The sequence below is a fragment of the Mycolicibacterium smegmatis genome (assembly GCF_001457595.1).
Taxonomy (GTDB): Bacteria; Actinomycetota; Actinomycetes; order Mycobacteriales; family Mycobacteriaceae; genus Mycobacterium; species Mycobacterium smegmatis.
Genome location: NZ_LN831039.1, coordinates 2,077,833 through 2,101,037, shown reverse-complemented (window position 1 = coordinate 2,101,037; position 23,205 = coordinate 2,077,833). Strand labels below are relative to the sequence as shown.

Sequence of the window (23,205 nt, the reverse complement as noted above, 5' to 3'; positions counted from 1 at the left end):
CCAGTTGGTTGCGGGGTATTCGGCCGAGTCGTGGATGATGGTCTGGTGTCTGACATCAAACGGGGAAGCGTAGCTCGCAACGCGAAGCTCGCCGGGCTCGCCGGCGGCATGGCCGGCCGGGCTGCACTTGGCTTTGGCAAACGCCTTACCGGCAAGTCGAAGGATGAAGTCACTGCCGAGCTGATGGACAAGGCTGCTCAGCAACTGTTCACCGTCCTCGGCGAACTCAAAGGCGGCGCGATGAAGGTCGGCCAGGCGCTGTCGGTGATGGAGGCCGCCATCCCCGAGCAGTACGGCAAGCCGTACCGCGAGGCACTCACCAAACTCCAGAAGGACGCTCCCCCACTTCCTGCGGCCAAGGTGCACCGCGTGCTTGACGCGCAGCTGGGCACCAAGTGGCGCGACCGGTTCTCGTCGTTCGACGACAAGCCGGTGGCCTCGGCCAGCATCGGCCAGGTACACAAGGGCATCTGGTCCGACGGGGAGGAATTGTCAATACCTGTGGATCGGGGTGTTTCAGGCGACCTCCGTTCCGGCGTGCTGACCGCCGTCTGAGGGCGATGTTGGCGGGGTGATGTCGGTGGGTCGTTCGAGCAGTCTGCCTTTATGGAAGACCGCGCCGGCGCGGACCAGGGCGACCAGGTGTGGGGCGTTGACGGCACGCCAGCGGGCCGCGGCGGCGTCGATGAGCTTGTAGGCCATCGCTAGTCCGGCCGCTCGTGATCCGGGCCCCTTGGTGACCTTGGTCCTCAAACGCACTGTGGCAAAGGTGGATTCGATCGGATTCGTCGTTCGCAGATGAATCCAATGTTCGGCCGGATACTTGTAGAATTCCAGCAGCACATCGAGGTCGTCGGTGATCTTAGCGACCGCCTTGGGATACTTCGCGCCGAAGTCGGCCTCGAAGGCCTTGACCGCGATCTGGGCCTTGTCGATATCCTCGGCGTTGTAGATCTCCTTGATCGCCGCCAGCGCCGACGGGTGCGCTGATTTCGGCAGTGCAGCAAGAACATTGGCCTGCTTATGAAACCAGCACCGCTGCTCTTTGGTGGCCGGGAAAACCTCGCGGACTGCTTTCCAGAACCCGAGCGCGCCATCGCCGATCGCGAGTACGGGGGCGGTCATGCCGCGGCGCTTGCAGTCGCGCAACAGATCGGCCCACGACTCGGCCGACTCGCGGTAGCCGTCGGTGATCGCCACGAGCTCCTTGCGGCCATCAGCACGCACGCCCAGCATCACCAGCAGACAGAGCTTTTCCTGGTCCAGCCGCACCTTGAGGTGAATGCCGTCGACCCACAGATACACGTAATCAGTGGCCGAGAGGTCGCGGGCCCCAAACGCGCGGGCCTCGTCTTGCCACTGCGCCGTGAGCCGGGTGATCGTGCTGGCCGACAGCCCAGCGCCGGAGCCGAGGAACTGCTCGAGGGCAGGGGTGAAATCGTTGCTCGACAGGCCGTGCAGGTACAGCAGCGGCAGTACCTCGCTCATCTGCGGCGACTTGCGCGCCCAGGCCGGCAGGATCGCCGAGGAGAACCGCTTGCGTTCACCGGTGTCGGGGTCGACACGGCGGTCGTTGACCCGCGGCGCTTTCACCTGCACCGCGCCGGCGGCGGTCAGCACCTCCCGGGGCTGGTGATAGCCGTTTCGCACCACCAACCGGTGACCGTTCTCGTCGAGTTGATCGGCGAACTGCGCCACGTAGGCGGCGACCTCGGCCTGCAACGCCGCGGCCAGCATCTGCCGGGCCCCGTCGCGGACGATCTCATCCAACAACGACCGACCAGCACCGCTGGCCTTGTCGTTGGCGTCCTCGGTGTCGTGAACTACGGTGAGCATGGGCGTACCTTCCCAACCAGCGCGCCAACGCCGGTCTTGATCGAATACCTGATTCCGTGAAGATCATCCCCGGGAAGGTGCGCCCATCTTCACGCCCCCACACCGAGGCTCATCCACAGGTATTGATCATTGCTCTCCGACGGGCGTGAGGTCGCCGTCAAGATCCAGTACCCCGGCGCCGACGAGGCACTGCGCGCAGACCTCAAGACCATCCAGCGGCTGGTCGGCGTGTTCAAGCAGCTCGCGCCCGGTGCCGACATCCAAGGTGTGGTCGACGAACTGACCGAGCGCACCGAGATGGAACTGGACTACCGGCTGGAGGCAGACAACCAGCGTGCGTTCGCCAAGGCCTACCGCAACGACCCGCACTTCGCGGTGCCCGCGATCATCGCCAGCGCGCCCAAGGTGGTGATCTCCGAATGGATGGAAGGCATCCCGATGTCGGTCATCATCCGCGAGGGCACCCCCGAGCAGCGTGACCTGATGGGCACCCGGCTGACCGAGCTGACGTTCGGCGCGCCGGCGCGCCTGGAGATGATGCACGGCGACGCGCACCCCGGAAACTTCATGCTGCTGCCCGACGGGCGCATGGGTGTCATCGACTTCGGTGCGGTCGCCCCGCTTCCCGGTGGATTCCCCACCTCGCTCGGTGAGACCATCCGGCTGGCGCGGGACAAGAACTACGACGAGCTCCTGCCGACGATGGAACGTGCGGGCTTCTTGCAGAAGGGGCAGGAGGTCTCGATCGAAGAGGTCGAGGACATGCTGCGCCAGTACGTCGATCCCATCAAGGTCGACGTCTTCCACTACAACCGCAAGTGGCTGCAGAAGATGGCGGCAAGCCAGATGGACAACTCCGTCGCGCAGATCAAGATGGCGCGCAGCCTCGACCTGCCGGCCAACCTCGCGATCCCGCTGCGTGTGATCGCCTCCACGGTCGCCATCTGCTGCCAGCTCGACGCGCACGTTCCGGTGAAAGCCATTGCCACCGAACTGGTTCCAGGTTTCGCCGAGGAAGCCGCGTAGCGGAATCCCCAGATTCCGCCCAGAACCACTGGGCGGCAAGCACAGTCACGGCACCGAGCGCGCAAGCACTCGGTGCCGTTTCCGTTGACGGGGCGGTCGATCAGGCGGCGGCAGGGTTGCCGCCGGAATCCTTACGCGGACGCCCGCGCGGACGCTTGCGCGCGACAATGCTTCCGCGGTCGAGAATTTCGCCACCCCAGACACCCCACGGTTCCTGCCGTTCGAGCGCCGCGGTCAGGCACTGCACACGGATCGGGCATCCCGCGCACAGGGCCTTGGCCCGCTCAAGGTCGCCGGGGCTCTCGGCGAACCACAGATCCGGGTCACCGACATGGCACGGCACCGCCGGCAGTCGCGTCTCGCATGTCATCGGCGCGACGCCCGTGGTCGGAGCAGTCATCGCAATGGACATGTGTATTTCCCCCTGCATCTGGTCGAATTTGTCGGTGATCTGTCTGAGCTGATGGATCCTGCGACCAGATTTCTCGGGGGGTCCGACAAAAATGGCCACGGATCCGGGTGACTGCGGGTCCGTGGCCTTTTCGGCTGGTGTGAAGCCTCTACCTAGAAGGGGCTCCGATCCACGGACGCGCGTGTCGCGGTGGCGGCGGCGGTGCGGCGACGCTTGGGCTGCAGCGCAATGGCAGCGGCGGCCGGCCAACCAGCGGCGGCGTGAGCGGCATGCGCGAGCTCGGGCGTCTGATGCGGCATGGGGGCCGACGAAACAGCCACCGGTACAACGGAAGGAATGAACCCGGGCATGCCCGCCACTGCGACTTCGCTCAAGTTGACGTAGCTGATCATTTCGCGGGACACCCCCTTACCTTCTCGTTGCCAGAGTTGACTTTCTGAGGCTAGAGCCTAGCAGCTGAATCGCACAACCTATTTTCTACCTGCGGTTTTGGCACGATCTTTACGAATCGTGGCGGTTGGCGCGTCCCCGCACGAGCGCCACGACGTCCTCGCCGTACTGCTCGAGCTTGCGCGCCCCGATGCCCGGGATGGCCACGAGTGCGGCGTCGTCGGTGGGCAGGGTCTCGGCGATCGCCATCAGCGTGGTGTCCGTGAACACCACGTAGGCAGGCACTTTCATCTCCTTCGAGACACGCAACCGCCATTCCTTGAGTTCGGCGAGCAGGTCCTCGTCGAGATTGGACGGGCACGTCTCGCACCGCCGCAGCATGATGGCCTGCGGGGTGGACAGTGCCGCGTTGCAGATGCGGCAGCGCGGAGCGGGTCCCCGCTGCCGACGCGGCCGGTCCGGACCCGATGACGAATTCTCCGTCTGCGGCGCGATGCCGTTGAGGAACCGCGAGGGCCGCCGCCCCTGCCGCCCACCGGGGGTGCGGGCAAGGGCCCAACTCAGCGCGAGGTGCACGCGTGCGCGGGTGACGCCGACGTAGAGCAGCCTGCGCTCCTCCTCGACCGGTTCACTGTCGGGACCGTGGGAAAGCGCATGCGAGATCGGCAGGGTGCCATCGGCCAGACCGACGAGGAACACCGCGTCCCATTCGAGGCCCTTGGCCGCGTGCAGCGACGCGAGAGTCACACCCTGCACCACCGGTGGGTGCCGCGCGTCGGCGCGTTGACGCAGTTCGCCGACCAGCGCGCGCAGATCCAGTTCGGGCCGCAGCGCGACCTCTTCCTCGACGAGTTCGGCGAGCGCGACCAGCGCCTCCCACCGCTCCCGCGCCCTGGTGCCCGCGGGCGCCTCCGCGGTGAGGCCCAGCGGTTCCAGCAGTTCGCGGACGAACACGGGAAGATCGGTGATCTCGACCTCACGTTCGGCGGCGCGTTGCAGCGCGACGAGGGCTTGACGGATCTCCTGACGGCTGAAGAAGCCCTCCCCGCCGCGCACCTGGAACGCGATGCCGGCTTCGGTGAGCGCCTCCTCGTACACCTCCGACTGCGCGTTGATGCGGTAGAGGACCGCGATTTCGGCCGGCGCGGTGCCTTTTTCGATCAGCTTCTGGATGGCCTTGGCCACGCCCTTGGCCTCGGCCACCTCGTCGGGGTACTCGTTGAACGTCGGCTTGGGGCCCGGGTCCCGCTGGCCCACCAGATGCAGCTTGCTGCCGGCCATCCGCCCACGCGCACCCGCGATCACCCGGTTGGCCAGCGACACCACCTGCGGCGTGGAGCGGTAGTCACGTTCGAGACGCACCACCGCCGCGTCGGGGAAACGCCGCGAGAAATCCAACAGATAGCGCGGCGTGGCGCCGGTGAACGAGTAGATGGTCTGATTGGCGTCACCCACGACGGTGAGATCGTCACGGTCGCCCAGCCAGGCGTCGAGCACGCGCTGCTGCAACGGCGTGACGTCCTGATATTCGTCGACGACGAAGCAGCGGTACCGGTCGCGGAACTCCTGGGCCACCGCGGCGTCGTTCTCGATGGCCGCGGCCGTGTGCAACAGCAGATCGTCGAAGTCGAGCAGGGCCGATCCGTCGCGGCGCGCTTTGAGCGCCTCGTAGCCGGAGTAGACCGCGGCGACCTTCTGCGCATCGAGCGGGATGTCGCGTCCCACCTTGGCGACCGCGGCGCCGTACGCCTCGGGGGTGATCAAAGATGCCTTGGCCCATTCAATTTCGCCCGCGAGGTCGCGTACGTCGTCGGTGCTGGGCTGGAGGCCGGCGCGGTTGGCGGCCTGGGCGACGACCGAGAACTTGCTGTCGAGCAGTTCCCATCCGGTGTCGCCGACGAGCCGCGGCCAGAAGTACTGCAGCTGCCTGCGTGCGGCCGCGTGGAACGTCACCGCCTGCACCGCACCCGTCGGGACCCCGGTCTGCTGGCCGAGCGCCCGCAACCGGGCCCGCATCTCCCCCGCCGCACGCGCGGTGAACGTCACCGCGAGGACCTGGCCGGCCGCGACGTGCCCGCCGGCCACCAGGTGCGCGATCCGCCGGGTGATGGTGCGGGTCTTACCGGTACCGGCCCCGGCCAGCACACAGACCGGCCCGCGGGGAGCCAGCACCGCTTCCCGCTGTTCGTCGTCCAGATCTTCCAAGGTTGGGCTGGGGGCCTCCAACGGCATGCCGACCATGATGTCAGCACCGCCCGACAAGGCCGAACACCGACGACCTCGGGTCGTCGGTGTTCGGTTGAGCGAGCGTCAGGTCAGGAACGTTTGGCCTTCTCGGCCTCGGCCCACTCCTCGATCTGGTCGGCTTCGACGATCTTCTCGGCCGCCTCGACGCGGGTTTCCTGCGCGTCGGCGAGCTTGGCCCGAGCGTTCTTGGTCTTGGCCTGTTCGACGGTGTTGATCGCCTCTTCCTTGCGCTGCTTGGCGGTCTGGGCGACCTCCTTGCGCTTGGCGGCCACTTCGTCGGTCTTGGCCTTGGCGGTCTGGGTGCGCTTCTGGCGTGCCTGTTCGGCGGCCTGCTTGCGCTGCAGCGCCGTCGACCGGGCTTCCTTGACGTTCTGCTCGCGGTCGGCGCGAGCGTCCTTCAGGTCCTCGGCCGCCTCCGCCTGGGCCTCCCGGAGTTCCGCGTCGGCCTCACGGGTGTTGCGGGTCGCCTCGGCCTCCAGCTGGATGGCCCGCAGCAGCGCGTTGCTGCGCTCGACGAGCGCGGAGCCCCGCTCACGCAGGTCCACGGCGCCCAACGCGCCACCGACGGTCTCGTCGAGCTTGCCGAACGAGCGCTCGTAGAACAGCCGCGCCGGCGTCTCCGGGTCCAGGCGCGTCATGACCTGGTCCTCGATCAGTTGCAGCGGCAGCCTGGCCACCTGGTATTGCAGGCGCAGAACGGCGAACGGGACGTCTGTGATCCTCATGTGCACTCCTATTTCTCGTCGCCGGGCAGGTCGGCTTCTTCGGTCAATTTGTCGGCCTCCTGGCGCATGCGATCGGCCCGGGCCCGCACGTCTGCCGACTCCTTGACCGCGTCCTGGTGATCAGCAGCCGCCTCGGCGGCCTCCTGGCGGGCCACGGCGACGTCGGAGCGTTCCGCTGCGTCCGCCAACTGAACCTCACGTTGGGCGTCGATGTCGGCCTGCGTCTTCTGACGTTCGGCGTCACGCCGCGCGGCGGCCTCGGCCTCACGCTTCTGGGCGTCCTGCTGGGCGCGCACGTCGTTCTCGACAACCGCGGCCTCTGCGGCTACTGCGGCGCGCTTCTGTGCGCCATCAGCCTGGGCCTGCGCCTCCTCGGCGCGAGCCTGGCGGGCCTCGGCGTCGGCCACCGCCGCAGCGCGACCGGCTTCCCTGCGTTCCTTGGCCTGCGTCTTCTCCAGCTGGCCCTCGGCGGTCAGCGAGTCGTTGCCGGTGACAGCACCGACAACCTCCTTGGCGGTGCCCTTCACCGAGTCGATGAAGCTCTTACGCGCCTGGTCGGATTTGCTGTGCTGGGTCATCCATTCCCCCTTCGGCATCAACCGCAACTCGTGGTGAGCATGCGGATCTGACCTCAGGGGTTCCACGGATGGGACCGGGCTAATCCGATCCGCGTGCATTGTGGCGTGCGCCACTCAAGATCAGCGGCGTGTGCACCTCAAGATCAGATGCCGGCGATGAGCGCCCCCAGCCCGGCGCGCCGGTCGCGAGATCGGTGCGGCGAGCGTCCCGGTGCGGCGACACGACGGGCGCACCGCCGCGACCGCGAAGTCGCCGAAGACCGGTCGGTCCGCACGGCTTCGCCCGGTGCGCCGGCGGTCGCGCGCGGGCCAACTCCTCGTCTCAACCGGCGCTGTCGGCGTAACACCCGATCGTGCCCGCCGGTTGTTGTTCGGCGACGAATTGCCGTACCCGCAGGCGTAATTCGTCCGATTCGTGGGAGTCCCCGGCCACGGGTACAACCCGACGTGGTCGTGTCTCTCCCATCACACCGCGCGGCCGTTATGGCGTGACCTGATCACAGGCATACCGCCCGGCTGAGTTACGTTGTGCACACTATGACTACTGCTTCCAGCGAACTCATCATGTACACCACCACATGGTGCGGCTACTGCTCTCGCCTGAAGACCGCTCTCAAGGCCGAAGGCATCCCCTACACCGAGGTCGACATCGAGGGCGATCCCGCAGCAGCCGAGTTCGTCGGTTCGGTCAACGGCGGCAATCACGTGGTGCCGACGGTCAAGTTCGCCGACGGATCCACGCTGACCAACCCGACCATCAAGCAGGTCAAGGCCAAGCTCGGCTGACCTTATCCCGAGAATGGGCCACTCAGTCGAGTGCGGCCCAGGATTCGATGATCTCGCGGGCGATCGAGATGGAGCCTGGCAGCAGGAGCCGTGACGGCGAGTCGCTGTTCCAGTCCCCCTGATCGAGTGCCGCGCGGATCTCATCGCGGGTGAACCACGCGGCCTCGGCGATCTCGCCGTCGTTGTAGGAGAACGGCTGCTCGGGATCGCCGATCGCGTGGAAACCGACCATGAGCGAGCGCGGGAACGGCCACGGCTGGCTGCCGAGGTACTGCACGTCGGTGACCGTGAGCCCGACCTCCTCGGCGATCTCGCGTTGCACGCACGTCTCGAACGACTCGCCGGCCTCGACGAACCCGGCCAGAATCGAGAACAACCGCTCCGGCCACAGCGTCTGACGGGCCAGCACCGCCCGGTCATGCCCGTCGTGCACCAGGCAGATGACGGCGGGATCGATCCGCGGGAACTCCTCGTGACCGGTCAGCGGGTTGACGCGCGACCAGCCGCCCTTGGCGGGCCGGGTCGGCGCCCCGTCGATCGCGCTGTGCCGCGCGTTGTCATGCCAGTTGAGCAGCGCCGTGGCGGTCGCCACCAACTGGGCGCTGGTGTCGTCGAAGATCTGCCCGGCCCGGCGCAGGTCGAGCACCTCGGTCCCCAGGTCGGCATCCTCGGGCGCCTCCAGATCCGCCCGGATACCCCATACGTGCCTGCCGTCCTGCAGACGTCCCAGGAACACCGCGTGCTCGGGCGGCCGGTCTCCGAGTGCGCCGGCCTCACCGAGCACCACCTGACCGTTGGCGATGAGCACCTGGTTGCGGCGGTCCACGCGTAGCACCAGCGCGTCGGGCCAGCCCGCCAGGGCGGCGTCGACGTCGGTGCGCAAGGTATCGGCGCGATCGGCGCCGACCCGGGACAGCAGCGGGACGTTACGGAGCCCGAACGTGCGGTGTTCGCTCATCGTTCGGCGTCCGCACTGCGGATGTACAGGAGCCGGTCGCCGGCCTCCAGCGCGTCGACCTCCGGATCGTCGACGCGCACCAGGCGGCCGCCGCGCACGACCCCGAGCACGATGTCGTGCAGGTGCCGCGGCGAACCGCCCTCCTCTTTCGGGCTGACCTCCCGTTCGGCGATCGCGAAGCCGGCGTCGGGCGTCAGCAGGTCTTCCATCATCTCCACCACGCTCGGAGTCTGCGTGGCGATACCCAGCAGACGGCCCGCCGTCTCCGAGGACACCACCGTCGAGTCCGCACCCGACTGCCGCAGCAGGTGCTGGTTCTCGGCCTCGCGCGCCGCGGCGATGATCTTGGCCTTGGGGGCCAGTTCGCGGGCGGTCAGCGTCACCAGCACAGCGCTCGCGTCGTCGTCGGTGGCGACGATGATCGCCTTGGCGTGCTGGGCGCTCGCGAGGCGCAAGATGTCGGACTTCGTGGCGTCGCCGTGCACGGTGACCAGCCCAGCGCTTCGCGCCCGCTCCAACGCCGAGGCGTTCTCGTCGACGACGACGATGTCGGCCGGTGCGACATCGTCGCCGACCATGGCCGCCACGGCCGTGCGGCCCTTGGTGCCGTATCCGATCACCACGGTGTGGTTGCGCACTTTGCTCCTCCATCGCTGGATCTTCAGCGCCTGCCGCGACTGGGTGGTCAGCGTTTCCACCGTGGTGCCGATGAGGACGATCAGGAACGCCACCCGCAACGGCGTGATGACCAGGACGTTGACCAGCCGCGCCGACTCGGTGTACGGCGTGATGTCGCCGTAGCCGGTCGTCGACAGCGAGACCGTCGCATAGTAGAGGCAGTCCAAGAACGACAGCGGATCGTTCTCGTCCGGCGTGGCGTTGATGTCGCGGTAGCCGTGGCGGTCCAGGTAGACGATCAACACGGCCGCGAACAGGGCGCCGGTCGCGTAGAGCAGGCGCATCGCGATCTTGCGGCTCGGGCTGATGAACGGTTCGGGAATCCGCAACACATCCACGAGCGCGGCGTCTGGCTGCGAGGTCAGATTCGAGTCGATGGCGGCCAGGCGGCGCCGTAACCTGCCTTTAGCCACGAGTCATCCAGGACAGCCGGCCAGTGTTTGCCTGGACCGATCCGAGCAGTCGCACGCCACAATGTAACCATGACCGCACCCTCGCCCGCGCAGATCACCGCCGCTCCCGAAGCACGTCGCCTCGCGGCGATGTTGTTCGGCATCGGGACCCTGCACTTCCTCGCCCCCAAACCGTTCGACTCGATCGTTCCCGCCGAACTGCCGGGAAGCGCACGGTTCTACACCTACGCCTCGGGCGTAGGCGAGCTCGCCACCGGCGCCCTGCTCGCCTCCCCGCGCACCCGCAGGCTCGGCGCGCTGGCCGCGGTGGCGCTGTTCATCTCGGTGTTCCCGGCCAACGTCAACATGGTGCGGCTGTGGTGGAACAAGCCGTGGCCGCTGCGCCTCGGCGCGATCGCCCGCCTGCCCCTGCAGATTCCGATGATCACCACCGCGCTCAAGGTGTACCGCCACTCCTGACCGACTTTCCGGGCCCGCGCCGGTATGGCGCGGAACATTGCGGACGCAGCCGGTTTCGCGTGCGTTGCACGAAAGTTTGGCAAGGCTATGGTTGCTGGTGACGCGCCGTTCTGATCGATATCGTCACAATCGTGGCCAATTCCACGCATCCCGCAGAACCGCACATCGGTTCCGTCGCATCGAAACTCAACTGGCTGCGGGCCGGTGTCCTGGGAGCCAACGACGGCATCGTCTCCACCGCGGGCATCGTCGTCGGCGTTGCCGCGGCGACCGCATCGCGCGAGCCCATCCTGACCGCAGGCATAGCCGGGTTGGCCGCCGGGGCGGTCTCGATGGCCCTGGGCGAGTACGTCTCGGTGAGCACGCAGCGCGACACCGAACGTGCACTCCTGAGCAAGGAACGGCGCGAACTGCGCGAAGATCCGGCCGCCGAGTTGGACGAACTCGCGGCCCTCTACGAAGGCAAGGGATTGTCGCCTGCGACCGCGCGTGCGGTGGCCGAGGAACTCTCAGACCACGACGCCTTCGCCGCGCACGCCGAGATCGAACTGGGGATCGACCCCACCGAACTGACCAACCCGTGGCAGGCCGCGATGTCCTCGGCGCTGGCTTTCACCACCGGCGCGCTGCTGCCACTGATCGCGATCCTGGTGCCTCCGACCACCGCCCGCGTCCCGGTGACGGTGGTGGCCGTGCTGCTCGCGCTGATGCTGACCGGCGCGGTGTCGGCGGGTCTGGGCGGCGCACCCAAGGGCCGTGCGGTGTTGCGCAACGTGATCGGCGGCGGCCTTGCACTCGCGATCACCTATGGCATCGGTCTGGCGGTGGGCACCGCGATCACGTGATCCGGTCGGCTTCCTCGGCTGTTTCGGTCGGCGCTGCGGCGAGCAGTTTCACCAGTTCTTCTGCTCCGGGCAGGGTTTCGGGGATGACGGTCTGACCGGAACGGACATAGTGGAACGCCGCGCGCACCGACTCGGGCGGGCAGCCGCGCATTGCCGCCCACGCCAGCCGGTACACCGCGAGCTGAACCGCCGCGTGTTCCTTGGCCTCCGGAGTTTCCGGCGGGTCGCCGGTCTTCCAGTCGAGAACCATGGTGGTGCCGTCCGGTTCGGCGAACACCGCGTCGATGCGGCCCCGCACGACGGTCTCGCCGAGCACCATGTCGAACGGCACCTCGACCTCCACCGGGGTGCGCGCGGCCCACGGGGATTTGACGAACGCGTCCTGCAGTTCGGCCAGGCTCTCCTCGACGGCGCGTCCGCTGTCACTGTCGACCGCACCGGGAAGGTCGTCGAGGTCGAAGAGGCGCTCGGCATGGAAGTAGCGCTGCACCCACTCGTGGAATGTGGTGCCCAGCAGGGCATGTGGATCAGGCCGTTGCGGTAGGCGGCGCCGCAGCCGCGTCAGCGCGGCCTTCGGGTCACGGCTGAGTTCGACCAGGGTGCTCACCGACAGCTGACCCGGCAGTTCGGTGTCCTCCTGTTGCGGTGGGCGCTCGCGTTCGGCCAGCAGTGCGTCGACGTCGGCGGCCCAGCCCTCCTGATCGGCCTCGGCGCTCACCTCACCGGCCATCGCGGCGGCGACCAGTTGCGCACCGCGGTGCACATGGTCATCGGCGGAGGCCACCGGCGGCCACAGCGCCTCGACCACCTGATCGCGCAGTGGATTGGTCTCGCCCGGTGCGGGATCCGGTGCCCAGTGCTCGATCTCACCGCACGGCGTACCCGCTGCCGTGGCCTCTTCCAGGATGGTCTTCAGCTCGCACAGGAACTCCGAGGGCCCGCGCGGTTTGCTCTCGGTGGCGCCCCAGTGATGCCCGGACAGCAGCAGCGTGTCCTCCGCACGGGTGATCGCGACGTACAGCAGCCGACGCTCTTCATCCACCCGCCGCTGATCCAGGCTCTTCTTGTGGTCAGAGATCTTGTCGGACAGGATTTTCCGGTCGTAGATGTCAGACGTGTCCAGAACCGGGACGCCGATCTCGGACTCGGTGGCACGGTCACCGCGCAGCAGCGGCGGCAGGTCGGAGGCATCGGTCAGCCATGTCCGCGCCTGGGTGGTCGACGGGAACACCCGGGCACTCAGGTGCGGCACCGCCACCACCTGCCATTCCAGTCCCTTGGCCGCGTGGACGGTGAGGATCTGCACGCGGTCGTGCGACACCGTGAGCTCCGCTGGGGCCAGACCGTTCTCGACCTCCACCGCGGCATCGAGGTAGGCGAGCAACGCCGATACCGAGGCGCTTGCGTGGCCGGCGAAATCGGACACCAGATCGCTGAACCGGTCGAGGTTCTCGGTGCCTGCCCACCCGGCCGCGACGGGGCGTACGGCGCGGGCCTCGGCGTCCAGGCCCAGCACGCGGCGCACCTCGGCGACCAGTTCCGGCAGCGGATGGCCCAGGTGCGCGCGCAGCATGGTGAGTTCACGTCCCAGCGCGACGATGCGCTGGTACCCGGCAGGCGAATACCGTTCGGCATCTCCCGGGTCGCAGATCGCGTCGGCCAGGCACGCGGAGTCGGCGTCGGGTGCGGCCTGCGCGACGATGTCCGCCGTGCCCAGTTCGCCTTTCGGCCGGTCGTCGAGTTCGACGGCACGCCGCCACAGCGCGGCGATGTCACGGGCACCGAACCGCCAGCGCGGACCGGTGAGGATCCGCATGACCGCCGAGCCGGCGGTCGGGTCGGCGATCAGCCGCAGCATCGCCACCAGGTCGGCGACCTCGGGCACGGCGAGCAGCCCGGCGACACCGACGACCTCGACGGGAACGCCACGCGCGGTGAGCGCCTCGGCCATCGGCGCGGCGTCGGCGTTGCGCCGCACGAGCACCGCCGCGGTGGGCGCGGCCTCGCCGCGTCCGATGGCGCCGTGGTAGGCACGGGCGAGATGGTCTGCGACCCAGTCGCGTTCGGCGGCGACGTTGTTCAGCAACGCGCAGCGGATCGTGCCAGGTTCGGCGTCGGGCCGGGGCCGCAGTGCGCGGACGGCCACCGAGCGGCGGCGCGCTTCCTCGGAGACCGCGTTGGCCACGTGCAGCGTGCTGGGCGGGTTGCGCCAACTGGTCCGCAGCTCCAGCGTCGGCGCGGGGGTGCCGTCGGAGTACGGGAAATCGGTGGTGAACCGCGGCAGGTTGGTCGCCGAGGCCCCGCGCCAGCCGTAGATCGACTGGATCGGATCGCCCACCGCGGTGAGCGCGAGACCGTCGTCGGCACCGCCGCCGAACAACGACGACAACGCGATGCGCTGCGCGTGGCCGGTGTCCTGGTACTCGTCGAGCAGCACCACGCGAAAGCGCTGCCGCAGTTGCTCGCCCACCTGCGGGAACCGCGCCGCCAAGCGTGCGGCCGCGGCCATCTGCATGCCGAAGTCCATGACCTTCTCGGCGCGCATGCGCTGGTGCAGCGCGTCGATGAGCGGCACCAGTTCGGTGCGCTCGGTTTGGGTGGCGAGCATGCGCAGCAGCCACTGGCTGGGCCCGCGGTCACGCTGATACGGCCCGGCGGGCAGGGTGTGGACCAGTCGCTCCAGTTCGACGTGTGTGTCCCGCAACTGGTCGGTGTCCACGAGATGCTCGGCGAGTGCGCCCGAGAGCCGCAACACCATCGCGGTGACGGCCGCCGGGGTCTTCTCGGTGTCGAGGTGTCCGGGGTGGGCACACACCACGTCGTAGGCCAGCTGCCACAGCTCGGTCTCGCTGAGCAGCCGGGTGTCGGGTTCGACGGGCAGCAACAGGCCGTGCTCACGCAGCAGGGTTCCCGCGAACGCGTGGTAGGTGCTGACGGTCGCCGATTCGTCGGACGCACCCGAGCCCGGTGCCAGTCCGGCACCGGCCAGACGCGCGAGCCGCGTGCGGACCCGGCGCAGCAGCTGACCGGCGGCCTTGCGCGTGAATGTCAGACCCAGCACCTGCGACGGCGTGGCGAACCCGTTGGCCACCAACCACACCACGCGCGCAGCCATGGTCTCGGTCTTGCCCGCACCGGCACCGGCGATCACGACCAGCGGCCCTGGCGGCGCGGCGATCACCGCGGCCTGTTCATCGGTGGGCGGGAAAAGCCCGAGGGCCGCCGAGAGCTCGACCGGGCTGTATCGCGCCTGCACGACGGGCGATGCTACCTGCGTCACGGCCGGTCCCCATTGGCCTGGGCCGGGCAACTGGAGCGCACCGGGCAGTTGGCGCAGCCGTTGTTGACCCGCGCCACGAACCGCGGGCCCGCCGTCGCGGCGGCGGCCTCTCCCACGGTCTCGAGCCACTCGGCGCGCTTGTCCGGGGTCAGCGGATCCTGCTCACGCTCGGTGGCGCCTGCCGCGCCGGCCTTGCCCAGGTAGACCAGCTTGCCGCCGCCGGGTTCGTCACCGTCGTCGAGAAGGCCCGCGGCGACGGCGAGTTGGTACATCGCCAGCTGGGCGTGGTTCTGCGCGTCGTCCTTGGTCACCGGACTCTTGCCGGTCTTCAGGTCGACGACCACCAGTCGGCCCGCCTCGTCGCGCTCCAACCGGTCCAACCGACCACGGACCCGCACGCCCGGGGTGTTCTCCCCCGGTTCGACGACGATGCCCTCGACGGGGATCTCGGTGGCGACCTCGGTGAGTTGACGCCGGGTGTCCTCGCGCCACCGCGTGAACGTCTCCAGCATCGCGCGGTGGCGCGCCAGCTCGTTGTCCGAGTACCACTTGGCGTCGTACGGCAGGTCGTCCCAGACCTTTTCGAGCTCGTTGACCAGCTGGCTCTCGGTCTTGCCCGGCTCGGAGACCAGCGCGTGCACCAACGAGCCCACCGTCGACCGGACATCGCGGCCGTCGTCGCCGCCGTGGCGCTCCAGCAGCCAGCGCAGCGGGCAGTCGGTGAGCATCTGCAGCGTCGACGGGGACAGCGTGACCACATGCCCGGGTTCCGACCACAGCGGTTCCTCGGTGGTCAGCGAGGTCATGGCATGCCACTGCGACGGGTCCGCACCGGGCACGCCCGCGGCCGCCAGCCGGGCCAATTGCGCTGCCGCGCAGGCCCGTGCGTCGTCATCGACCGCGCCGTCGGGTGCGCACACCACCGCGCGCAGCCGGCCGACGAGCGCCGAGGGGGCCAGCACCCGCGGGGCGACCAGCGGCGGTTCGGCCACCGGTTCGGTCGCCCATGCGGAGATCTCGGCGCAGAACGGCGACGGCAGCAGCGATTCGTCACCGGTGTCGCTGTCGACCGCGGTGATCATCACCCGGGTCCGTGCACGGCCCATCGCCGCCATCAGCAGGCGGCGTTCCTCGGCGACCAGTGGCGCCCGCGTGGACACCGTGCGGTCGGTCATGTCGGCCACCCCGTCGAGGACGTCGACGAGATGCTGGGTGCCCAACACCCCGCCGCGGGGGATCATGTTGGGCCACAGACCTTCCTGGACACCGGCGATCACCACGAAGTCCCATTCGCCTGCCAGCGCGCCGTGCACGCTGAGCACCGCGACGGCTTCGGCGGCGGTTTCGGGTTCGGTCCTGGCCACCGCCGCGCCCAGGCGCGTCACATGGTCGACCAACCCGCGCAGGGAGGCGCCTGCCGTGCGGTTGACATACTGATCGGCCACGTCGAACAGCGTCGTGACCGCGTCGAGATCGCGATCGGCCTGCGCACCGACGCTGCCGCCGCGCTCACTGGCCGCGAGCCAGCGCCGCTGCAGCCCGCTGGCGTGCCAGGCCTGCCACAGCGTGTAGCGCGGATCCGCGCCGGAGGCGTCGCTGCGGCGCGCCGCGGTGAGGACCGCGCGCAACCGCCGCAGCGTCCGAGCGTGCTCGGCCGACAACCCCTTCGGCTCGCGCTCGATGGCGTCGACCAGCAGGTCGCCGAAATCCCGTGGTGGCTGGGAGCCGTCGGCGCGGCGCAACGCGCGCCGCAACTGGCGCAGGGTGACCGGGTCGACGCGCCCGATGGGACCGGTGAGCAGCGCGACCGCGCTGTCGGCGTCCAGGTGACCCGTCGCGGTCACGTCGAGCACCGTCAGCAGCGCCGCGGCAGCGGGCTGCCGGCCGACCGGCACGTCGGTGCCGTTGTCCTGCACGGGCACACCGGCCGCGGTCAGCGCGCGGGCGAGGGCCGTGCCGACCCGCGGCACCGACCGCACGATCACCGCCATCTGCGACCAGGGAATGCCGTCGACCAGGTGGGCGCGTCGCAGCGCGTCGGCGATCATCGTGCCTTCGGCGTGTGTGGAGGCGGCCAGCCGCACCGTCACCGTGCCCTCGCGCTGCGGGTTGCCGGTCCAGTGCCGCGTGTCGCTGACGCCGGGCAGGCGCTGGCCCAGACCCGTGATGGCCGACGCGATCTCGGGCGCGCAACGGTAGGACTGCGTCAGGGTGATGGCCGGGTGGGTGTCGTCGCGCAGCAGCACCGGATCGGCGCCGCGGTACCCGAACACCGACTGGTCGGGATCACCTGCGATCACCGTGAGCCCGGTGCCCGCCGCCAGCGCCCGCACCAGCCGCGCGGCCTGCGGGTCGAGGTGCTGGGCGTCGTCGACCAACAGCAGCTTGATGCGGTTGCGTTCGGTGTCGAGCAGTTCGTCGTCGGCGCCGAGGGCCTCCAGCGCGGCGCCGACCAGTTCGGCGGCACCCAGGGCGGGGACGGTGGCCTGCGGCGCGGCCATGCCCACGGCCGACCGCAGCAGCATGATCTGCTCGTAGGCCTGCGCGAAGCGGCCCGCTGCCAGCCACTCGGGGCGCTTGGCTGTGCGTCCGAGGCGTTGCAGCGCAATCGGATCCACACCGCGTTCGGTGCAGCGTGCCATCAGGTCGCGCAACTCGGTGGCGAACCCCGCGGTGGTCAGCGCGGGCCACAGCTGTTCAGGCCAGCCGACGGGCGAGCGGTGACCGTCCTCGAGGTCGCCGGCCAGCAGCTCGCGGATGATGCCGTCCTGTTCGGCGCTGGTGATCAGGCGCGGTGGCGGGTCGCCGTTGCGCTGGGCCGCCAGCCGCAGGACCGCGAACGCGTACGAGTGCACGGTGCGCACGAGCGGTTCACGGACCACACCGACGGTTCCGGCGCCGAGCAGCCGCGCGGTGATCGCGGCACGTGCCGCGGTGCGCAGGCGTGCCGAACCGGTCAGCAGAAGAACCGATTCCGGGTCGGCACCGGCCAGGATGTGCTGCACGGCGGTGTCGACCAGCAGCGAGCTCTTGCCGGTCCCCGGCCCGCCCAGCAGGCGCACGACACCGTTGCTCCCCGGCTCGAGGAGCGTAGAGGCGGTCTGCGGTGCGGACTCGGCGGGGCGTGTGGTCATGAGGTGAATGACACCAGAGGGCACCGACAAGTAGCGGAGTGGATTGGAGCGACGAGCCCGACAAGTAGCGGAGTGGATTGGAGCGACGAGCCCGACAAGTAGCGGAGTGGCAGCATCAGTGGCATGGCGACAGACGTGCTCCATGTCCACCGTTACGGCCCTGCCGGCGCTGCGCAGGTTCTGCTCATCCACGGTCTGACCGGTCACGGTCAACGCTGGCAGACCCTGGCGACCGAACATCTGCCCGAGGTCGGCGTCCTCGCGCCCGATCTGATCGGCCACGGCCGGTCGTCGTGGGCGGCGCCATGGACGATCGACGCCAACGTCGCCGCGCTCGCGGCGCTGCTGGATCGCCCGACGCTCGTGGTGGGACATTCGTTCGGCGGTGCGCTGGCGCTGAATCTGAGTGCCGCGCACCCGGATCTGGTGAGCGGTCTGGTGCTGCTCGACCCGGCGATCGGGCTGGACGGAGAGTGGATGCGTGACATCGCCGACGACATGCTGTCCTCGCCGGACTACCCCGACCGCGAGGAGGCACGCCTGGACAAGGTCAACGGGTCGTGGGGTGAGGTGGATCCCGCCGAGGTCGAACGTGAGCTCGACGAACATCTCGTCGAGGTGGGTGAGGGCCGCGTCGGCTGGCGCATCAGCATCCCGGCGGCGATGTCGTACTGGAGTGAGCTCGCGCGCCCGGTTGTGCTGCCGCACAATCCGATCCCGACGGTGCTGGTGCGGGCGAAACGCTGCCGTCCACCGTTCGTGGCCGACGCGCTCATCGACGGGCTGACCGACCGGCTGGGCTCGAAGTTCACGCTGCTGGACTGGGACTGCGACCACATGGTGGCTCAGGCCAAACCCGCCGAGACCGCCGAGTTGATCCGCCGGCAGCTGGGCTGAGATGGCGCGCGTCACCGAGGAACAGGTGGAGGCGGTCCGCGCGCTGGTCGCGGCGATCCCACCAGGGACGGTGTCGACCTACGGCGACATCGCCGAGGTGGCCGGGCTGTCGAGTCCGCGCATCGTCGGGTGGATCATGCGCACCGACTCGTCTGATCTGCCGTGGCACCGGGTGGTTCCCGCGTCGGGGCGACCCGCACCGCATCTGGCGACCCGCCAGCTCGAACGCCTGCGCGCCGAGGGTGTTCTGGCCACCGACGGCCGTGTCCCGTTGCGCGAGTACCGTCACATCTTCTAGCGCGAGCAGTCACAAAACTGCCCGAAATGGCAGGAAAACCGGCAAGTTTGCGTCTGCTCGCGAGAGGTAGTGGACCTCTACAGGATCAAACGCACCAGGGACGCCGTACGGGCAAGCCCCGGGAAGGCCGCCGCGGTGGAGCGCGGGTGCAGTGCGTGTACGGCGAGTCGGAACATCAATGCCCGCAGCAGCATCTGCGGCCATTCGGGCAGCGAGTCCCAGCGTTCGATGAGGCCGTCGTCGGCGTCGCCCCACGACAGTGCGTCGACCACGACGACGCCCGCCGCCCAGGAGGCCGGGCGCCAGTAGGGCGTGATGTCGGTGATGCCGGGCGCGGCGGCCCCGGCGAAAAGCACTGTGCCGTAGAGGTCCCCGTGCACCAGCTGGCTGGCGCTCTTGGTGGGCTTGCGCAGCGTCGCGAGCTGGTTGATCAGCTCGATGGACTTCTGGCCGTCGGCCGACCCCGGTGCGACGCGCGCGCCCTGCGGCAACGAATGCAGCGGCCGCTCTTCCCATGCCGCGCGGTCGGCGGCGATGAACACGTCGACGTCGGCCCACGGCGCGACCGGCGGTTGGGTCAAAAAGCGGGGTCGTTCGAGCTTGGCCGTGGCCTCGTGCAGGCGTACGGCCGCCGAGACGACCTCGTCATGCCGTGGTTCGGGTGTCCCGGCGACGAACGTGTCGGCGCGCCAACCGGCGACGACGTAACGCCCGTCGGTGGACCGTACGGGCCGCGCGAGGCGGACACCGTCGACGAACAACGTCTCCCGTACTTTCGCCGACCACGCCGCCCTGGCGTGATCGGCGACCATCGACATCACAACTTCGCCGCAGCGCCAGCCACCCTCCCAGCTTGAGCCGAGCGGTACCGGGCGCACCCCGGACAGGCCGAACGCCGCCAGCACATGCTCCGGCGGTCGTTCCACACTCACACGCTCAGCCTAAGCGGTGAGCCCGCAAACCAGCCGCTAGTACATGACCATGTCGGGCTCGAGCTGTTTCGCCCATGCCACGATGCCGCCCTGCAGATGCACCGCATCGGAGAATCCGGCCTTCTTGGCGATCGCGAGAACCTCGGCCGAACGGACGCCGGTCTTGCAGTAGAACACCGGCGTGCGGTCGGTCGGCAGCTTGGCCAGCGCCGCGCCGGACTCGAAGGTGGGCTTGGGGATCAGCTCGGCACCCTCGATGTGGTTGATGTCCCATTCGACGCGCTCGCGGACGTCGATCAGCGCCAACGGCTTTCCGGAGTCCAGCAGTTCCTTGAGCTCACGCGGGGTGACCGTGGAGTCGGCGGCCGCAGCGGCGGCCTCGTCGGAGACCACACCACAGAACTCCTCGTAGTCGATGAGTTCGGTGATCTTCGGCGTCGACGGATCCTTGCGGATGCGGATCGTGCGGTAGGTCATGTCGAGCGCGTCGTAGACCATGAGACGACCCAGCAGCGGTTCACCGATTCCGGTGATGAGCTTGATCGCCTCGGTGCCCATGATCGAGGCGATCGACGAGCACAGGATGCCCAGCACGCCACCTTCGGCGCACGACGGCACCATTCCCGGTGGCGGCGGCTCGGGGTACAGATCGCGGTAGTTCAGGCCGAGGCCGTCGGGGGCGTCCTCCCAGAACACCGACACCTGGCCCTCGAACCGGTAGATCGAACCCCACACGTACGGCTTACCCGCGAGCACGGCCGCGTCGTTGACCAGATACCGCGTGGCGAAGTTGTCGGTGCCGTCGAGGATCAGGTCGTACTGGCCGAACAGGTCGACGGCGTTGTCCGGTTCGAGCCGGAACTCGTGCAGGTTGACCGTCACCAGCGGGTTGATCTCGGCGATCGAGTCTCGCGCGCTCTGCGCCTTGGACCGCCCGATGTCGGACTGGCCGTGGATGATCTGGCGCTGCAGGTTGGACTCGTCGACGACGTCGAACTCGACGATGCCGATGGTGCCCACCCCGGCCGCGGCCAGATACAGCAGCGTCGGCGAGCCGAGCCCGCCCGCACCGATCACCAGCACCTTGGCGTTCTTGAGCCGTTTCTGCCCGTCCAGCCCCAGATCCGGAATGATCAGGTGCCGGCTGTAGCGCGCCACCTCTTCCCTGGTCAGCTCGTCGGCCGGCTCAACCAGTGGCGGTAACGACACATCCAAATTCGCGGACACCGCATCTCCTCAAGTCAAAACCCTGCTCGTACCAACAACGGTAATCCGACCGCCACACTTCCCGGCAGCCGCCATCTCACCACAGTTTGGTGGGCGGAGCCGGACCGCGAAGTGCACCGTCGCGCCGACGGCCCCGCGGGCTCAGGCGATGGGATACGGCCAAGGGTTGAAGCGGCACGTCAGGCCGTCGCCCTGGACGGTCTCGGGGTCGAACTTGGCCGCGTCGTCGTTGGACGTGGAGAACGTCTGCTGCATCATGATCGGCGCCAGATCGCCGTTGCCGGGGCACGCCTCGTGGCGCTGGTAACCGATGGCGTGGCCGACCTCGTGGTTGATCACGTATTGCCGGTACGAGCCGATGTCGCCCTGGAACGGCACGGCGCCGCGCACCCAGCGCGCCTCGTTGATGAAGACCCTGGCATCGCTGCCGTTGTAGGACGGGTTGTAGCAGGACGCCTCCAGTGGGATGTCGTAGCCACAGCCCTCGCGCACGGTCATCGGCGAGGTGAGCGAGATCCGGAAGTCGGGTTCGACACCGCTGCTCGCGTCGACGCGGGTGAACGCGAACAGACCGTTGTGTGTCCAACTCTTGGGGTTGGCGAGCGTTTCGTCGACCATGCGGGCGAACCCGTCGTCACCGCCGAACGGCGTGGTGTCCAGGCCGTCCTCGACCTCGATGGTGTAGGTGAACGACTTGGTCTCCCCCGCGCCGATCTTGGGGGTGGTGCCGGGCACGATGTGCCACGTCTTGGCGCCGGCCTCGGTGAACGCTCCGCCCGCGGGCAGGATGCCGGTGGGCAGGTTGGCGTCGAACTGTGTGAGGCCCTTCGGCGGGGCGCCCACGATCGCGGTGCCGACGTCGAGGGTCGGCGGTCCCTGCACGGGGCCCTCGGCCTCGGCCGCCTGCGGAGGAGCCGCCGTGCCGGTGACGGTCTGGTAGACGACCACCACGGTGAGCACGATCAGCACCGGCAGGGCGTAGGCCCGCCAGCCGTAGGTGGAGACGAACCGCCCGAGCCAGGTCTGTTTGCGCCAGCGCTGATGGTCGTCCCGATTGGATCGCACGCGGCCCGAATCGACCGCGACCGGATCGCGTTGTGCGCGCAACGGCTCGCGCCATTCATCGCGCAGCGCCGGGACATAACCACCCCCGCGACGTCCCGGGTCGTAGGTCACCGAACCAGGATGGCACAGCCGACTGTGTGACCAGCGCCCGCGCGCCCGCTCTGTGACCGCGCCGGTGTCATTTCGAAACATGACCCGGGGGCCGGCCCGGAAGGCGGCTCGGCGAACCCGCCGCACCATGGAGAACCCTGTGGGCACGTTTCGCACGCTGACGGTCAACGGTAGTAATGTCGTCCCGATGAGCCACTGGGCGAACATGCCCCAAGTGCGCCAGAGCAATACAGATTGAGGACTTGATGAGCGATCTCGCCAACACCGCCGAGAGGAGAGGCGAAAAGCGGCCGGCAGGTGGTAACCGACGCGGTAACCGTCTGCCCCGCGATGAGCGGCGGGGTCAGCTGCTGATCGCCGCGAGCGAGGTCTTCGTCGACCGCGGCTACCACGCCGCAGGCATGGACGAGATCGCCGACCGTGCCGGTGTGAGTAAACCGGTTCTCTATCAACACTTCTCGTCGAAGCTCGAGCTGTACCTGGCGGTCCTGCAGCGCCACGTCGACAACCTGGTCTCCGGGGTGCGCCAGGCGCTGCGTACGACGACCGACAACCGGCAGCGTCTGCGCGCCGCCGTCGAGGCGTTCTTCGATTTCATCGAACACGACAGCCAGGGCTACCGGTTGATCTTCGAGAACGACTACGTCACCGAACCCCAGGTCGCCGCGCAGGTGAAGGTGGCCACCGAGGCCTGCACCGATGCCGTGTTCGATCTGATCAGCCGGGATTCGGGACTGGAGGCGCATCGCGCCAGGATGATCGCCGTCGGCCTCGTGGCCATCAGCGTCGACTCGGCGCGCTACTGGCTCAACAACGACCGGCCGATCGACAAGGATTCGGCCGTGGAGGGCACGGTGCAGTTCGCCTGGGGCGGACTGTCACACGTGCCGCTCACACGCTCCTAGAGC

At 68.8% G+C, this 23,205-nt stretch carries 19 protein-coding genes and 2 pseudogenes; 8 read left to right on the top strand and 13 right to left on the bottom strand.

Features of this window, described 5'->3' with window-relative positions:
* Positions 1–30 precede the first annotated feature (30 nt).
* Positions 31–534: pseudogene (locus AT701_RS09975) on the top strand (AarF/UbiB family protein); the annotation flags it as partial.
* On the opposite strand, the gene AT701_RS09970 reads toward AT701_RS09975, so the two are convergent.
* Positions 517–1,836, bottom strand: a complete 1,320-nt coding sequence (locus tag AT701_RS09970) for an IS256 family transposase (protein ID WP_011727856.1) — start codon at positions 1,834–1,836, stop codon at positions 517–519. The pseudogene AT701_RS09975 and the gene AT701_RS09970 sit on opposite strands and share 18 nt — an antisense overlap.
* 135 nt (positions 1,837–1,971) lie before the next feature.
* On the opposite strand from AT701_RS09970, the pseudogene AT701_RS09965 reads away from it, so the two are divergent.
* Positions 1,972–2,862, top strand: a pseudogene (locus tag AT701_RS09965) (ABC1 kinase family protein); the annotation flags it as partial.
* Positions 2,863–2,962: 100 nt separating this feature from the next.
* Here AT701_RS09965 and whiB7 read toward each other — a convergent pair.
* The 5 genes from whiB7 to AT701_RS09940 form a co-directional block, all read right to left on the bottom strand.
* Positions 2,963–3,274, bottom strand: coding sequence for a transcriptional regulator WhiB7 (whiB7, locus tag AT701_RS09960; RefSeq protein WP_058125745.1), 312 nt, complete (start codon positions 3,272–3,274; stop codon positions 2,963–2,965).
* Between the two features lie 152 nt (positions 3,275–3,426).
* Entirely contained in the window at positions 3,427–3,666 is a 240-nt protein-coding gene (locus AT701_RS09955) for a hypothetical protein (protein WP_058125744.1), read from the bottom strand.
* 109 nt (positions 3,667–3,775) lie between these two features.
* On the bottom strand, positions 3,776–5,905 hold the full coding sequence (locus tag AT701_RS09950) for an ATP-dependent DNA helicase UvrD2 (RefSeq protein ID WP_036462428.1): 2,130 nt from the start codon (positions 5,903–5,905) through the stop codon (positions 3,776–3,778).
* A gap of 74 nt (positions 5,906–5,979) precedes the next feature.
* Positions 5,980–6,636, bottom strand: a complete 657-nt coding sequence (locus tag AT701_RS09945; RefSeq protein ID WP_029104270.1) for a flotillin family protein — start codon at positions 6,634–6,636, stop codon at positions 5,980–5,982.
* A gap of 8 nt (positions 6,637–6,644) precedes the next feature.
* Positions 6,645–7,214 (bottom strand): hypothetical protein, encoded by a 570-nt coding sequence (locus tag AT701_RS09940; protein ID WP_011728035.1) that lies wholly within the window; start codon positions 7,212–7,214, stop codon positions 6,645–6,647.
* Between the two features lie 537 nt (positions 7,215–7,751).
* Between AT701_RS09940 and mrx1 the strand changes: the two genes are divergently transcribed.
* Positions 7,752–8,000 carry a mycoredoxin Mrx1 gene (mrx1, locus tag AT701_RS09930; protein ID WP_011728032.1) on the top strand — a complete coding sequence of 83 codons (249 nt, stop codon included), beginning with the start codon at positions 7,752–7,754 and terminating at the stop codon, positions 7,998–8,000.
* Positions 8,001–8,022: 22 nt separating this feature from the next.
* Here mrx1 and nudC read toward each other — a convergent pair whose 3' ends face one another.
* Positions 8,023–8,958 carry an NAD(+) diphosphatase gene (gene nudC / locus AT701_RS09925; protein ID WP_058125743.1) on the bottom strand — a complete coding sequence of 312 codons (936 nt, stop codon included), beginning with the start codon at positions 8,956–8,958 and terminating at the stop codon, positions 8,023–8,025.
* Positions 8,955–10,049 carry a potassium channel family protein gene (locus AT701_RS09920; protein ID WP_003893325.1) on the bottom strand — a complete coding sequence of 365 codons (1,095 nt, stop codon included), beginning with the start codon at positions 10,047–10,049 and terminating at the stop codon, positions 8,955–8,957. The genes nudC and AT701_RS09920 overlap by 4 nt, the downstream gene beginning before the upstream one ends.
* 69 nt (positions 10,050–10,118) lie before the next feature.
* Here AT701_RS09920 and AT701_RS09915 point away from each other — a divergent pair, with 69 nt between their 5' ends.
* Entirely contained in the window at positions 10,119–10,508 is a 390-nt protein-coding gene (locus AT701_RS09915) for a DoxX family protein (protein ID WP_011728030.1), read from the top strand.
* 131 nt (positions 10,509–10,639) lie between these two features.
* Positions 10,640–11,353 (top strand): VIT1/CCC1 transporter family protein, encoded by a 714-nt coding sequence (locus AT701_RS09910; RefSeq protein WP_058125742.1) that lies wholly within the window; start codon positions 10,640–10,642, stop codon positions 11,351–11,353.
* On the opposite strand, the gene adnB is transcribed toward AT701_RS09910, so the two are convergent.
* Positions 11,346–14,609 (bottom strand): ATP-dependent DNA helicase AdnB, encoded by a 3,264-nt coding sequence (gene adnB / locus AT701_RS09905; RefSeq protein WP_058127591.1) that lies wholly within the window; start codon positions 14,607–14,609, stop codon positions 11,346–11,348. The two genes, AT701_RS09910 and adnB, sit on opposite strands and share 8 nt — an antisense overlap.
* 20 nt (positions 14,610–14,629) lie before the next feature.
* Positions 14,630–17,767, bottom strand: a complete 3,138-nt coding sequence (gene adnA / locus AT701_RS09900) for an ATP-dependent DNA helicase AdnA (protein WP_011728028.1) — start codon at positions 17,765–17,767, stop codon at positions 14,630–14,632.
* A 123-nt stretch (positions 17,768–17,890) separates the two neighbouring features.
* Here adnA and AT701_RS09895 point away from each other — a divergent pair, with 123 nt between their 5' ends.
* Both AT701_RS09895 and AT701_RS09890 read left to right on the top strand, forming a co-directional pair.
* On the top strand, positions 17,891–18,664 hold the full coding sequence (locus AT701_RS09895) for an alpha/beta fold hydrolase (RefSeq protein WP_014877251.1): 774 nt from the start codon (positions 17,891–17,893) through the stop codon (positions 18,662–18,664).
* Position 18,665: 1 nt separating this feature from the next.
* Entirely contained in the window at positions 18,666–18,962 is a 297-nt protein-coding gene (locus AT701_RS09890) for an MGMT family protein (RefSeq protein ID WP_011728026.1), read from the top strand.
* A 77-nt stretch (positions 18,963–19,039) separates the two neighbouring features.
* On the opposite strand, the gene AT701_RS09885 is transcribed toward AT701_RS09890, so the two are convergent.
* The 3 genes from AT701_RS09885 to AT701_RS09875 form a co-directional block, all read right to left on the bottom strand.
* Positions 19,040–19,894, bottom strand: a complete 855-nt coding sequence (locus AT701_RS09885; protein ID WP_003893318.1) for a TIGR02569 family protein — start codon at positions 19,892–19,894, stop codon at positions 19,040–19,042.
* A 36-nt stretch (positions 19,895–19,930) separates the two neighbouring features.
* Entirely contained in the window at positions 19,931–21,109 is a 1,179-nt protein-coding gene (gene moeZ / locus AT701_RS09880) for an adenylyltransferase/sulfurtransferase MoeZ (protein ID WP_085976174.1), read from the bottom strand.
* 153 nt (positions 21,110–21,262) lie between these two features.
* Positions 21,263–22,297: a DUF3152 domain-containing protein gene (locus tag AT701_RS09875; protein WP_058125741.1), complete on the bottom strand. Its 1,035-nt coding sequence runs from the start codon at positions 22,295–22,297 to the stop codon at positions 21,263–21,265.
* 245 nt (positions 22,298–22,542) lie between these two features.
* Here AT701_RS09875 and fasR point away from each other — a divergent pair, with 245 nt between their 5' ends.
* The gene (fasR, locus tag AT701_RS09870) at positions 22,543–23,202 is read left to right on the top strand and encodes an HTH-type transcriptional activator FasR (RefSeq protein ID WP_003893315.1); all 660 of its coding nucleotides are present in this window, start codon (positions 22,543–22,545) and stop codon (positions 23,200–23,202) included.
* Positions 23,203–23,205: the final 3 nt, after the last annotated feature.